9 protein-coding genes are annotated in these 13,761 nt (G+C 69.5%); 3 read left to right on the top strand and 6 right to left on the bottom strand.

What is annotated here, in order from left to right; genetic code table 11:
- Positions 1-195 precede the first annotated feature (195 nt).
- The 4 genes from AOM45_RS06215 to AOM45_RS06200 form a co-directional block, all read right to left on the bottom strand.
- On the bottom strand, positions 196-1,203 hold the full coding sequence (locus AOM45_RS06215) for an LLM class flavin-dependent oxidoreductase (protein ID WP_030469721.1): 1,008 nt from the start codon (positions 1,201-1,203) through the stop codon (positions 196-198).
- Positions 1,204-1,244: 41 nt separating this feature from the next.
- Positions 1,245-3,986, bottom strand: a complete 2,742-nt coding sequence (locus tag AOM45_RS06210) for a glycoside hydrolase family 2 TIM barrel-domain containing protein (protein ID WP_030469720.1) — start codon at positions 3,984-3,986, stop codon at positions 1,245-1,247.
- 105 nt (positions 3,987-4,091) lie between these two features.
- Positions 4,092-5,075, bottom strand: a complete 984-nt coding sequence (locus tag AOM45_RS06205) for a LacI family DNA-binding transcriptional regulator (protein ID WP_030469719.1) — start codon at positions 5,073-5,075, stop codon at positions 4,092-4,094.
- Positions 5,072-5,950 carry a LysR substrate-binding domain-containing protein gene (locus tag AOM45_RS06200; protein WP_035911536.1) on the bottom strand — a complete coding sequence of 293 codons (879 nt, stop codon included), beginning with the start codon at positions 5,948-5,950 and terminating at the stop codon, positions 5,072-5,074. The genes AOM45_RS06205 and AOM45_RS06200 overlap by 4 nt, the downstream gene beginning before the upstream one ends.
- Before the next feature lie 143 nt (positions 5,951-6,093).
- Between AOM45_RS06200 and AOM45_RS06195 the strand changes: the two genes are divergently transcribed.
- From AOM45_RS06195 to AOM45_RS06185, 3 genes are all read left to right on the top strand, one after another.
- The gene (locus AOM45_RS06195; RefSeq protein WP_236703181.1) at positions 6,094-7,359 is read left to right on the top strand and encodes an RNA-guided endonuclease InsQ/TnpB family protein; all 1,266 of its coding nucleotides are present in this window, start codon (positions 6,094-6,096) and stop codon (positions 7,357-7,359) included.
- 38 nt (positions 7,360-7,397) lie between these two features.
- On the top strand, positions 7,398-8,627 hold the full coding sequence (locus AOM45_RS06190; protein ID WP_030469716.1) for an aspartate aminotransferase family protein: 1,230 nt from the start codon (positions 7,398-7,400) through the stop codon (positions 8,625-8,627).
- A gap of 63 nt (positions 8,628-8,690) precedes the next feature.
- A complete protein-coding gene (locus AOM45_RS06185) occupies positions 8,691-9,047 on the top strand; it encodes a hypothetical protein (RefSeq protein ID WP_030469715.1) in 357 nt (118 codons plus the stop codon).
- Between the two features lie 150 nt (positions 9,048-9,197).
- Here the strand turns inward: AOM45_RS06185 and AOM45_RS06180 are convergent, their stop codons facing one another.
- Both AOM45_RS06180 and AOM45_RS06175 read right to left on the bottom strand, forming a co-directional pair.
- A complete protein-coding gene (locus tag AOM45_RS06180; protein ID WP_030469714.1) occupies positions 9,198-12,296 on the bottom strand; it encodes a M14 family metallopeptidase in 3,099 nt (1,032 codons plus the stop codon).
- 232 nt (positions 12,297-12,528) lie between these two features.
- Entirely contained in the window at positions 12,529-13,707 is a 1,179-nt protein-coding gene (locus tag AOM45_RS06175) for a S8 family serine peptidase (RefSeq protein WP_030469713.1), read from the bottom strand.
- Positions 13,708-13,761 lie beyond the last annotated feature (54 nt).

Here is a 13,761-nt window from a genome sequence, read left to right as displayed (position 1 = left end):
CCACACCCGTCCCCAACAGCCGGAGGCGACATGAGCAGCGCACAGGACTCGAAGCCGCGTCACCTGAGGTACGCCGTCATCAGCGGCACCGTGTCAGGTCTGGTTCGGGCGGCGATCGCCTGGCTGGCCGACCACTTCGGCTTCTAGCACCACCACGTGAGAGGGCCCCTGATCCGATTGGATCAGGGGCCCTCGTCAGTGACCGGGCTGCCAGCCCAGCTCAGGCCCCAGCTTCGTGGCGATGTCGGTGAGGATCTGCACGTAGTCCTCGTGCTCGAAGCTGAACGGCAGCGCGAACGCCACCTCGTCGACCTCCTGGAACGCGAGATGCGCGTACAGCTGCTCGGCGATCTCGGCGGACGTGCCGATCAGGTCGCGGGCGAACATGAACCGCCGCGGCCCGACCGGGGTGGCCGTGCGCGGCGTGCGCTGGTCCACGTAGTCCTGGTACTTCGCGCGCTGTTCGGCGGTGGCCGAGTCGGTCGGGATCACCACGAGACCCTGGGAGACCCGTCCGCCGCCGTGCTCGCGGAACGTCCTGACGTGCGAGAGCTGGATCTCGGCGAAGTCCTCCGACTCCTCGGCCTGCACCACGTTGCTGCACAACAGGTTCATGCCGTGCTCGCCCGCCCACCTGGCCGAGCGGAGGCTGCCGCCGCCGTACCACATCCGTTCGCTCAGACCGGCCGAGTGCGGCTGGACGCGGTCGGAGAACACCTCGATGCCCTCGGTGCCGCTGAAGTCCGTGACCTTCTTGCCGCCCACGAAGTCCAGCAGCCGTTGCAGCCGGTCGTAGCTGAAGTTCTCGACGTCCGCGGTCTCCGGGTAGAGCGCGTGCTTGACGTCGTCGTAGTGCATCGGCGGCCCGACGCTGACCCCGGGGTTCAGCCGGCCGCCGGACAGCACGTCGACCGTCGCCAGGTCCTCGGCGAGCCGCAACGGGTTCTCCCAGCCCAGTGGGATGACGGCGGTGCCGAGGCTGATCCGGCTGGTCCGCTGGCTCGCGGCGGCCAGCACCGCGATCGGCGAGGAGATCCCGAACTGCAGGTGCCGGTGCCGGACCCACGCGCTGTCGAACCCGAGCTCCTCGCCCAGCGCGATGATGTCGAGCGTGGACCGGTGGCCCGCGCCGGGATCGTGCTCGTCGAACAGCCCGATGGTGAGAAAACCCAGCTTCCGCAACGGCTCTGACTTCCGCGGCACCGATCCTCCTAGATCACCCTGCTCCCGAGCCTAGGCGCGACTCAGACCGAGTCCAGATGCTGGAACGTCAGCGAGAAGGACGCCTTCCGCGCGTGCAGCCGGTACTGCGGCAGCACGCCCGGCCCGCACGACGCCGTGCCCAGCCCGTGCTGGGCGAGGTCGAGGTTGAGGTACACGTGCTCGCGGGCCTTGAGATCGGCCGTGTGCCGGGCGGCGTCGAGGTCCTCGCTGGTCCAGCGGCGGACCGTGAAGTCGAACACCGGCTCGCCCTCGACCCGGATCGCGCCGATCCGCACCCAGCGGGCGTCCGCGCGGTTGCCGTTCTCCTGCGGGAAGACGTACGGCGTCTGCAGCCCGTCCACAGTGGACCTGAACCGGCCGACCCTCGCGGCCTGACGGCTGTCCGCGTACGCCTCGCCCGGCCCGAGTCCGAACCACTCGACCGCGCCCAGCTCACCCGGCAGCGCCAGCCGCAGGCCGAGCCGGGGGAGCGTGCACGGCCACTCGCCGTCGGGCGTGACGTCGAGCCGCAGCCGCAGCCGGTCACCGTCGGCGGTCCAGGTGTAGTCGGCGAGCATGCCGAACCCCTTGGCGGGTGGCGCCACCCGCGTCCGGACGACCAGCGTCTTCTCCTGCACGTCGACCTCGGCGACGCGGTGCTGCAACCGGTGCAGCCCGGCCTCGCGCCACGCCCGTTCCTCGGGGTGGTCGGAGCCGCGGTCGTTGTCGGTGGGAGCGCGCCACAGGTCGAGCCGCGGACCGGTGACCCGGTACTCGCCGAAGCGGGTGAGCAGACCGGTCGCCGGGTCGAACTCGCCGGGGCCGAGCCAGAGGGCGTCGCCGATGCCGACGAGTTCCACCGCGCTGATCGGGGTGACGGGAGTGGGTTCGGTGACGGGGCTCTGGCCCCAGGCGAGGACGTGGCCCGCGTCGGCCCAGGGCGTGGGGGAGGTGAGGGAGGCACGGACGGTGAGCCAGCTTTCGCCTGGCGTCGCGGGCAAGTCAGGCCTCGCCACCTCCACCGCCTCCCCAGCGGCGACCGGCGGCACCTCCAGCCGACCCGAAGCGACCTCCACCCCGTCCACCTCGTACACCCACTCGAACCGCAGGTGCTCCAGCGACACGTGGTCGTACAGGTTCGCGACCCGGATCGCGGACCCGCTCGCACTGATCCGCACCGGCTCGAAGACCTTCGCGAACTCCACCAGCCCCGGCGACGGCGTCCGGTCCGGGAACACCAGCCCGTCGATCACGAAGTTGCCGTCGTGCAGCGGTTCCCCGAAGTCACCCCCGTACAGGTACTGCCCGTCCTGCTCCAGCCCGTGGTCGATCCACTCCCAGATGAACCCGCCCTGCACGTGCCGGTACCGCTCGAACAGCTCCCGGTACTCGAGCATCCCACCAGGCCCGTTGCCCATCGCGTGCGCGAACTCGCACAGCACGAACGGCTTGCCGTGCCGGTGCTCGCGGCCGATCGAGTCGACCTCCTCCTGCGAGGCGTACATGCGGCTGTGGACGTCCACGTACTCGCAGTCGAAGTCGCCCTCGTAGTGCACCGGGCGCGACGGGTCGCGGTCGCGGGTCCACTCCGCCATCGCCGCCAGGTTGCGGCCGGTGTGGGACTCGTTGCCCAGCGACCACAACACGATCGACGGGTGGTTCTTGTCGCGCTCCACCATGCGGCGCATGCGGTCCAGGTAGGCTTCCGTCCAGCGCGGGTCGTCGCTCGGATTGCCCTCCCAGCCCAGTTTCTCGAACCCGTGCGTCTCCAGGTCGCACTCGTCGATCACCCACAGGCCGTACTCGTCGCACAACGACAGGAAGCGCGGGTCGGGCGGGTAGTGGCTGGTCCGCACGGCGTTGACGTTGTGCCGCTTCATCAGCAGGACGTCGGCGAGAGCGACCTCGGGCGGCACCGCGCGCCCGGACCGGGGGTGGTGCTCGTGCCGGTTGACGCCGCGGAACACGATCGGCGCGCCGTTGACCGTGAGCACGCCGTCCTCGATCGCGACGGTCCGGAAACCGATCCGCACCCGCACGTTCTCGACGGCCGTGTGCACGACACCGTCGTACAGGTGCGGGTTCTCCGCACTCCACGGCTCCACGGGCAACGAGACGGACTTCCCCGGGAGGAGGTCGTGCACGCCCAGCTCGGGAACGGTGACCATGCCACCGTCGACGGACAGCGTGCCGAGCCCCGAGACGTGGTCGTAGGAGGCGTGCAGCTGGTAGTCCGCCACCCCGCCGCGCGGGCGCGACAGCAGCGTGACGGAGCGGAAGATCCCGGACAGCCACCACATGTCCTGGTCTTCGAGGTAGCTGCCGGACGACCACTGGTGCACGCGCACCGCCAGCACGTTCCCCGACGGGCGGAGCAGGTGCCCCACCTCGAACTCGGTGGGCAGCCTGCTGCCGCGCGTCACGCCGAGCTCGACGTCGTTGAGCCACACGCGCCCGCACGAGTCGATGCCCTCGAACCGCAGCGCCGCCGGCTCGTCCGGCCAGTGCGCGGGCAGGTCGAACTCCCGGCGGTAGTCACCTGTCGGGTTCTCGGACGGCACGAACGGCGGCTCGACCGGGAACGGGTACACCACGTTCGTGTAGGCGGGCGAACCGTGGCCCTGCAGCTGCCAGTGCCCCGGCACGGTGATCGGGCCCCAGTCGCCCTCGTCGAGACGGAACTGCCAGGTCCCGTCGAGCGGCAACGAGGGCGCGTCGGAGGTGAAGAACGCGCGCGGCGGCAGCGCGCCCGTGCCCGGACCCGTGTCTTCGATGTACGACAAGATGCTCCACCCTTCGGTGCCCCTCAGGAGCGCCGTGAACGTTCCCGTGAACGTTCACGGGCCGTGCGGAAGCATGTGCCGCAGGAGCGAGGAGTGTCAAGGGGGTCAGGCGGACTCGCGGACTACCAGAACGGCGTTGACCTGCAGTTCCTCGTCGGGCAGGAGCGGTGCGTCGGTCAGCAGCCTGCCCGCCTGCTCGATCGCGAGCGTGCCCACCCGCCGGGTGTCGAGCGCGACGCTGGTGAGCGCCGGATCGACGACGGTGCCGAGCTGGAGCCCGTCGAACCCGACCACGGCCAGGTCGTCCGGCACCGTCCGCCCGAGGCGCCGGGCAGCCCGCAGCGCGCCGATCGCGATGATGTCGTTGAACGTGAACACGGCGGTCAGCGAGGGGTGCTGGGCGAGGAGCCCGGTCAGCGCCTCGGTGCCGCCGTCGACCGACTGCACCGCGGTGCCGACCGCGTCGTCGGCGAGCCCGTGCGCGGTCATGGCGTCGGCGAACCACGCGCGCCGGATGCTCGGCTCGGCGCGGCCCGCGTAGTCGAGCATGCCGATCCTGCGGTGCCCCTTGGCGAAGAGGTGATCGACAGCCTCGCGGACGCCTGCCGCGCCCTCGATGCGGATGGAGCTGAACCTCGGCGTCCGGTGCTCACGCCCGATCAGCACGGCGGGAAGACCGCTGAGGTGGGTGTCGAGCTCGGCCTCGTCCAGACTGAAGTAGCCGACCACGGCGTCGACCTGGGACGCGACGACCTCCAGCGTGCCGCGTTCGGTGTCGACGCTGTCGGCGGTGTCGTAGACGATCACGTGCCACCCGCGGGCGCGGGCCGCCTCCAGCGCTCCTGCGGCGACCTCGGTGAAGAACGGGTTGAGCAGGTCGGGGATCACGAGACCGATCGTCGTCGTGTCCTGCCGCACGAGCCCGCGGGCGAACCGGCTCGGGCGGTACCCCAGCTCGCGCGCGGCGTCGATGACGCGTTGCTTGGTGCCGGCGTCGATCTCGCCCTTGTCGTTGAGGGCGCGCGACACCGTCTGCCGCGAGACCCCGGCGGCCTGCGCGACGTCGTTGATCGTGACGCGCTTGCTCACCTGGTCACCTCTCGTCCGACTGCGACCGAAGTATGCAGGGCGTCGAGCACGACGGTGATCGCGGCGCGCGAGTCCCTGCGCACCGCGGCGGTGATCCTCCTCGTCACCGGCAGCTCCTTCGTGACGACGTCGAACCGCCGGTCGACGGCCAGCGCGGGCAGCACCGCGACCGCGAGACCGGCCTCGACGTGCTTGAGCGTCAGCATGTAGTTGCTGAACCGGCCCACCACCCTCGGTTCGAACCCGGCCTGCCTGCACAGCCGGGTGGCGAGGTTCGCCATGTACGAGCCGGGAACGTCGAACGCCCACGGCTCGTCCTTGCAGGCGGCGAGGTCGTTCTTGGGCTGGCCGGGCGGTGAGAGCAGCACGATCGGGTCCTCGCCCAGCGGCACGACGTCGATGTCGCGCGGCACCGGCAGCTCCACGAAGTCGGTCGTCGTGATGATCACGTCGACCTCACCCGCCAGCAGCGCGGGCATGCTCGCGTGCGGCTCCAGCTCGACCAGTTCGACCTGGAGGTGCGGGTGCCGCAGGCGGGCGATCGCCGGCACGGCCAGCGTGTGGATCGAGCTCTGGAACGCGCCCAGCCGGATGAGCCCGGACGGTTCGTCGGCGAGACCTCTCAGCTCGGCCTCGACGGCGTCCATCTGGTCGAGGATCGAGCGGGCCCGCCGCGCCAGGATCAGCCCGGCCGACGTCAGCCGCACCCGCCGCCCCGTCCGTTCGAGCAACTGCGTGCGCGTCTCGCTCTCGAGCACCGCGAGCTGCTGCGACACGCTCGAAGCACTCAGGTTCGCGGCCTGCGCCACGGCCCGCACGGTGCCCAGTGCGTCGAGCTGGCTGAGCAGGCGCAGGCGCCACGGGTTCAGCGTCATCTGACGTCCTCCGAGGAGACCCCGTCCGTCAGAGCGGGGAGGAATCGGGCCTTCCGAAGCAGGGCAGGGACAACCGTCTCGCCGTCACGGCATCCACAACCCCAACCCTCGTGGCCACACAGAGACTTGGTAATTTGTGAACGGTGAATGGGCAGGTGAAGCGGGCGTTCAAGTTCCGCTTCTATCCGAGCGAGGCGCAGGCTGTGGAGCTGTCGCGTACGTTCGGGTGTGTCCGCAAGGTGTACAACCTGGCGTTGCAGGCTCGCAGCGAGGCGTGGGCCCTGCGCGGGGAGCGGGTCGGGTATGAGGCCACGTCGGCGTTGCTGACCGCGTGGAAGCGCACCGAGGAGCTGGCGTTTCTGGCCGAGGTGTCGTCGGTGCCGTTGCAGCAGGCGTTGCGGCATCTGCAGGCGGCGTTCGGCAACTTCTGGGCGAGGCGTGCGCGTTTTCCGCGGTTCAAGTCGCGGAAGAGGTCGCGTGCCAGTGCGGAGTACACGCGGTCGGCGTTCCGCTGGCGTGACGGGGTGTTGACGCTGGCGAAGATGGCCGAGCCGCTGGACATCCGCTGGTCGCGGCCAATGCCCGAAGGGGCGACACCGTCGACGGTGACGGTGTCGCGGGACTCGGCCGGACGCTGGTTCGTCTCCCTGCTGTGCGAAGACCCGAGCGTGACCCCGTTGCCCGCCACCGATGCGGTGGTGGGCATCGATGTCGGCCTCGACCACCTGCTGGTGCTGTCGACCGGGGAGAAGATCGGTAATCCCCGGCACGAGCGGCGCGACCGGACGGCGCTGGCCAAGGCGCAGCGAGCGTTGTGCCGCAAGCAGAAGGACAGCAACAACCGGGCCAAGGCCCGCGTCAAGGTCGCCCGCATCCACGCCCGGATCACCGACCGACGCACCGACTACCTGCACAAGATCACTACTCGGCTCGTGCGTGAAACCCAAACGCTCGTGATCGAGGATCTCGCGGTGTCGAACATGGTCGGCAACCACCGCCTCGCCCGCGCCATCAACGACGCGAGCTGGCGGCAGTTCCGGCAACAACTGGAGTACAAAGCGAGCTGGCACGGGCGGAACGTGACCGTGGTCGATCGTTGGTTCCCGTCGTCCAAGCTGTGCTCGGCGTGCGGCGCGCTCGCGTCGGCGATGCCGCTGAGCGTGCGTACGTGGACCTGCGGCTGCGGCACGATCCATGATCGGGATGTGAACGCGGCACGCAACATTCTGGCCGCCGGGCTGGCGGTGACAGTCTGTGGAGCCGGTGTAAGACCTCAACGGAACCCTCCGGGCGGGCAGTCGGCGACGAAGCAGAAAACCCCGCGGCGCGAGCCGCAGGAATCCCCCTCATTCACGAGGGGGAGAAGTCAAGCTGTGCAGTATTTCCGAACAGCCAGCGTGGAATTGTGAGATGGACCTGATGCTCACCCGTTCGTAGCGTCTAGCGCATGGACACGTTCTGGGACGACGTAGACCGCCACCTGGTCCGCTACGGCGGAACGTTCACCCCCGCGATCATCGACAGCGCGTCGGGGAGCTTCCTGTTCACCGAGGACGGACGCCGCGTCCTCGACTTCACCTCCGGCCAGATGAGCGCGATCCTCGGCCACTCGCACCCGCGCATCGTCGAGACCGTCCGCCGCCAGATCGCGAACCTCGACCACCTGTTCAGCGGCATGCTCAGCCGCCCGGTGGTGGACCTCGCCCGCCGCCTCGCCGCGACACTTCCTCCGTCGCTGTCGAAGGTGCAGCTCCTGACCACCGGCGCGGAGTCGAACGAGGCCGCCCTGCGCATGGCCAAGCTGGTGACCGGCAAGCACGAGGTCGTCTCGTTCGCCCGCTCGTGGCACGGCATGACCGCGGCCGCCGCGGCCGCGACCTACAGCGCCGGCCGCAAGGGCTACGGCCCCGCCACCCCGGGCAACTTCGCGATCCCGGCGCCGTCCGGTGACTGGCAGGCGCAGCTGGACCTGGCGTTCGACCTGATCGACGCCCAGTCCGTCGGTTCGCTCGCGGCGTGCATCGTCGAGCCGATCCTGAGCTCCGGCGGAATCCTCGAACCGCCGCTGGGCTACTTCGCCGCGCTGCAGCAGAAGTGCCGTGAGCGCGGCATGCTGCTGATCCTGGACGAGGCCCAGACGGGCCTGTGCCGCACGGGAAACTGGTACGCGTTCGAGCGCGACGGCGTGGTGCCGGACATCCTGACCCTGTCCAAGACCCTGGGCGCCGGCCTGCCGCTGGCCGCGGTGATCACGTCGGCCGAGATCGAGGAGGAGGCGCACGCGCGGAACTACCTGTTCTTCACCACGCACGTGTCGGACCCGCTGGTCGCCGCCGTGGGCAACACGGTGCTGGACGTGCTGGTGGAGGAGAGGCTGGACGAACGGGCCGCCAAGCTGGGGACGTTCCTGCGCAACGGGCTGGACGACATCGCGGCGCGGCACTCACTCGTGACGGACGTGCGTGGGCGCGGGTTGCTGGTGGGGCTGGAGATCGCCGACGAGAGCCTGAGCGCGCCGATCACGCGGAAGTGCCTGGAGTTGGGGCTGCACATGAACATCGTGCAGATTCCTGGGATGGGTGGGGTGTTCCGGATCGCGCCACCGTTGACGGCGTCGGAGGAGGAGCTGGCGCTGGGGGTGAGCATCCTGGACGAGGCCATCGGGGCCGCGGGCTGACTTCCCGGGTTCCGGGACTTCTGCCACCTCAACGGTTTCTCGCTGCTCGGGTCGGCGGAGCTGTTGAACGCCCTGCTGTTCGTCCCGTTCGTGCTCTGCGCGGTGCTGGCCACGCAGAGGCGTTTCGCAGTGGCGGCGGCGGTGTTCGCGATCGGGCCGCACTGGCTGCTGCCGACGGCCGGTGACCGCGAACTGACGTGGACGTGGTGGCAGCACCTGATCGGCAACACCTACGTGTGGCTCGCCCTCGCGTTCCTCGGCTGGTGCCTGGTGCGGGCAAGGCGGAACCGCTCGACGGCGCCCGTCGAGGTCGGTGGCCCCGCCGCCTACCTGGAGGTGGCCGGCTCGGGCAGTTTGGCGAGCAACGCGCGGGTCTTCCGCAGGATGTCGGCCTCCTCGTGGCCGAAATCCGAGAGGTAGTGGCGCAGCGCGTGCCGGAGGAGGACGAGCTCCTCGTCGGTCAGTTCGAGGGTCTTCGTGCCCATGCCTCCATGTTAGGCCTGTTCAGGGCATTTCGCGTGCGGGCGGCGCGGTGTGGACACCGCGCCGCCCGCTTGGAGGGTGTGCTGATCAGGTGCCGAGCAGGTAGTCGATCGCCTTGTCCATCACCGCGTTGCGTGCGGCGGCGCTGGAGATGCCCTCGAAACCGAACCCGAAGTAGAGCGTGTCGGCGGTCTTCACCACGGCACCCTCCGGGAACCCGGCGGCGGTGGTGCGGATGAAGTTGTTGCTGTTCACCCCGCTGCCCGGCGGCGGACCGGTGATGGCCCAACCGTCCAAACCGGACTCGAACGACGTGCTGCCCTCACCGGTCGAGACGATGATGTCGTCGACGAACACGCCGAGGCCCTGCGTGGCCCAGTCGCTGGCGTAGGCGATGGAGACCTCGACCTGGGTGCCCGCGTAGGCGGTCAGGTCGACGTTCCACTGCTGCCAGCCGCCCGACGAACCGGACGCCGCGTTCCAGGTACCGGTCGAGCCGGTCGGCGAACAGGTGCCGTCGGCGTTGAGCGTCTGGTAGTGGTCGAGCTGCGGGTGCAGGTCGCGCCAGCCCTCCGGACAGCTCAGTCCGGTCGCGGTCGTGGTGTGCCCGTTGGTGTCCGGCAGAGTCGTCCAGTTCGTGCCACCGGCCGTGCGGGCCTCGACGAACACGTGGTCCCAGTCGGCCTCGGTGTCGAACGACGTCCAGAACGACATCTGGGCGCCGCCCGCCGGCACGGAGATCGTCCGCGTCAGCCGCTTGTACGACACGTCGCTGATCTGGGAGTACACGTAGTAGTCACCGGCGTGCGGCTTGAACGGGCCGCCGGGGCGGTCCCAGATCGCGGTGACGTCGCTCGCGAACTGCGGGTACTCGTTGACCGGCAGCAGGCCGCTCGTCGTGATGAACGACGCGGTGTTGCCCTGGTTGTCCGCGCTGTCGGCACCGTTGAGGGTCAACGACACGCCGGTGAGCGGGTTCGCGACGCCGCTGACCGGGAACGTTTCGTCGGTGTCCGGATCCTGCCCGGCGCCGCTGTTCACGACCGCCGCGCCGAACCAGTAGGTGAGGACGTCGTTCACGCCGTCGCCGGAACCGTCGAGCGGACGGCACCGCAGCGCCGCGTCGGGCAGCGTGCTGCACTGCTTGTTCTCGAACGGGTCGTAGACCTGGTTGCCGAACGCGCCCGCGTACTGGTGCCCGGCGTTCTGGCCGGTGTAGAGCACCTTGCCGCCCTCGTTGAGGTAGTCGCGGATCTCGAACAGCTCGGTCTGCGCCAGGCTGGACGCGTTGCCGGCGCCCCAACCGGGTTCACGGGTGACGGCGTCGTCGCCGGTGTACCAGATGACGGCCTTGTAGTGGCTCAGCACGCCGAGCGCGTCGGGTGCCTTGCGGCCGTTGGCATCCACGTCGTACACGTCGTGCGCGACGCCGTTGGCGGTGAGCGCGTCGGTGTAGTACGAGAGGTACTGCGGTGCCGTCACGCCCGGCTTGGCGGGCGACGCGCCGGTGTAATCCTCGGCGGCCATGACGAGCACCTTGTCACCGGACTCGGAAACGGCGCTGTAGGTGAACGAGTCGCTCGTCTGCCCGCCGCCCTCGAACCAGACCTTGACCTGGTCACCGGGGTTCGTGCCGGTCACCGTGCCGCGCACCACGTGGTAGTAGTTCGAGTTGCCCGCGCTGTACCGCTCGCCGCCGGTCCACTCGCTCGTCGGCGCGCTCTGCACCGGCCCGTTGCCGATCTGCCACTTGGCCGTGACGGCACCGAGCGACTTCTTGGCCAGCACGCGGACTTCCTGCGGGTCGCCGTACGACCTGTCGAAGGTGAAGTCCAACATGGACAGTGACGTGTTCTCCTGGTCCAGCTCCGCCTGGTCGAGGTAGAACGGCTTGAGGGCGATGCCGACGCTCGACTTCGGGTTCGCCGGGTCGGGCGCGGACTTCGCGAGCGACAGCGAGAACGGCAGCGTCTTCTGGAACTCGGCCTCGACGAGCGTCTCGTCGTCCGGGAAGACGAAACCACAACCGTCGCAGCCCTCGCTGAGCTCAGGGGTGAACGCCACGGTGCCGTTGCGGCTGTCGGCGTAGTCGGTGGTCTCGCCGTTGGTCACGTAGAGCTCGTCGGAGCTGATGCCGGGGTCGAACCCGGCGATCGCCGGCTTGGCGTCGGTGCCCGCCAGCGCCACGTAGATCGGGTTGTCGGCCTCGGGCGATCCGGTCTGCCAGCCCTGCGGGTAGAGGATCCACTGCCCGGCGGAGTGCCAGTTCGACTGGAACTTCGGCTTGATCCGGTCCAGCAGCCCCTGCATCGCCTTGGTCTCGGGCTCGGACGCCGCGCTCGGGCCGCGGTAGGTCTCGCTGGCGGTCGCGGACGACGAGCCCTCGTTGTCGTAGTTGAAGTGCTCGTCGAAGTTGCGGTTCGGGTCGACGCCGTCGCCGACGGTGATCTGGCCGTTGCCGTCGTTGTCGCGCAGGTTCTTGCGCCACAACCGTTCCGCGTCGAACGTGTACTGGTAGCCGTCCGGGTTGGCGACGAGCACGAACCACAGCTCGGTGGACTTGAGCAGGTTCTTGATCTCGTTGTCGCCCGCCTTGAAGCGGTTCACGTAGTGGTTGAGCAGTCTGCGGTTCACCTCGGTGCTGATCCACTCACGCGCGTGCTGCGTCGACGAGTAGAGCACCGCGGGACGAACGCCGTCCTTGAGACCGTTGGCGCCCTGGGTGACCTTGACGGCGATGATCTCGCGTCCCTGCCCGGTCTTGCCGAGCACCTCGAGCTTGACGAGGTTCTGGTTGTTGCGCGCCAACGAGTACAGCTGGTCGCGGATGCCGCCGGGTTCGTCGTAGGACCGCCACACGGTGAACCCGCCCGCGGCCTGCTCGGCGGCGAGCTGCCTGGTGGTCTTGCCGTCCTTGGTCTTCTTGAGCTGCGCGTTCACCCCGCGCCCGGCCAGTTCCTTCTGCTGGCCCTGGGACAGCACCAGCTCGAGCTCCACCTTGTCGCCGGTGGTTCTGGTGCCGGCCACGTCGAAGCCTTGTCTGGACAGGGCACCGGCCTGCGCAGGGGTCACCTGCGCCACGTAGACGTCGAGGGGGTCGTCGGCAGGGGCGGCGAGGGCGGGTGACACCGCCACGCCGCCCAGGACGAGTACAAATGCGGACAGGACTGTCGCGGACCGCTTCATCGCGTTCCTCCGAGGCGTGCGTGGTCGACGCAAGATGGCGGAACGCTACGCCGATCGGTCGTTACATTGACGTGCCTTTCGGCCCTACTCGTTCGGCCCAACGGGCGCGCGCGGTGATCAAACGGTGGCAGGGCGTCATTCCAGGGGCAGGCAGCGGGCAAGCACGTGCTCGTCGGAGTCCGGTGCAGCGCGGCCGGCCGGTCGGTCGGCTCCATCGGCCGAGCATGCGCCGTCAGCCGGACTTGTGCCGTGGCCACACGTACGGCTGGACGACACTCCCCTCGTACAGCTTGGTCAGCGCCTGCTCGGCCGTCGTGCCCGGCGTGATCCTCGCGGCGACCGCACCTCCGACGACGGCGGCGGCACCGGACGTGCCGACCCATGACGCGTAGCCGGTGAACTCCTTGATGCCGCCCAGTTCGTGCATGTGTACCTCGGGCGCATCGAGGTAGGTGCTGACGAACACCGGCGGGGAGTCGTCGTCCTGCGCGTGCAGCTGCTTCGGGTCAACAGTGCACGTGACCCACGGGAGATCGGGGCTGTAGTCCGCATCCGTCACGCCGACGGCCACGACGCGGGGGAGCGCGGCGGGCCACGTCGCCGAGTTCCGGGTGATGTGGGCGTCGCTCGTCATGCCTTCCAGGGCACCGTGGTTGCCGGCGGCGGCCACGACCAGCACGTGCGCGCTGAGGCGTTCGATCGCGCGGTGGATGATCGCGGGAGGGTTGCCGTCGAGCGTGTTGCGGCAGCCGCTGGCGAGGACCAGGACGTCGACCCGGTGCTCGTCGTCGAAGAACTCGGCGAGCTTCTTCACCACGTCCCACGCGAAGGCCTTGCCGTCCTCGCGCAGCACGTGCCGCGCGACGAGCGTCGCTCCCGGTGCCTGCCCGAAGATGAGGCCAGCCGTGAACACGCCGTGGCCTTCCTCGACCGAGTAGGAGGTCTTTGCGTCCTTGTCGAACAACGTGGTGTCGTCGGGCGTCTCGATGTGCCGGCCCGCGAGACCGGGGTGGCGGTAGATCCTCGTGTCGAGCAGGCCGACGCGCACGCCGTCGCCGGCATCGCCGTCGAAGGTCAGGGCGGCGGTGCTCTCGTCGAGCGCGACCGGGTCCCAGAGGCTCATGCTCTTGGTCTGCGGATAGGCGCCGAAGACGCTCGCCATCCTCCGGTTCTTGCCGAGCAACGGGGTCCAGCCGGCGCACCGTCCGGCGAACCGGGCGCGCAGCTCGGCGAGCACGGGGTCGACGTCCGCGAACTCCTCGCCCGCGAGCCGGACCAGCCCGAGATCGAACGCGGGGAGTTCCTCGGTGCTGTCGACGGCGATGGCGAGCTCTTCGAGAACGCGCAGGACGGCAGCGATCTCGGTCAGGTCGACGACCAGGCTGTCGGGTTCGGCTTGGTCAGAATTCATGTCAGCCTCCGCAGTGAGCTTTCGCCGAACCGATGCCGCCGCGCCCGGCGTTGA

Origin of the sequence: Lentzea aerocolonigenes, assembly GCF_000974445.1 — a bacterium.
Lineage (GTDB): Bacteria > Actinomycetota > Actinomycetes > Mycobacteriales > Pseudonocardiaceae > Lentzea > Lentzea aerocolonigenes.
Note: the sequence above shows the minus strand (reverse complement) of the source record. Positions and strands in the feature narration are given on the sequence as shown.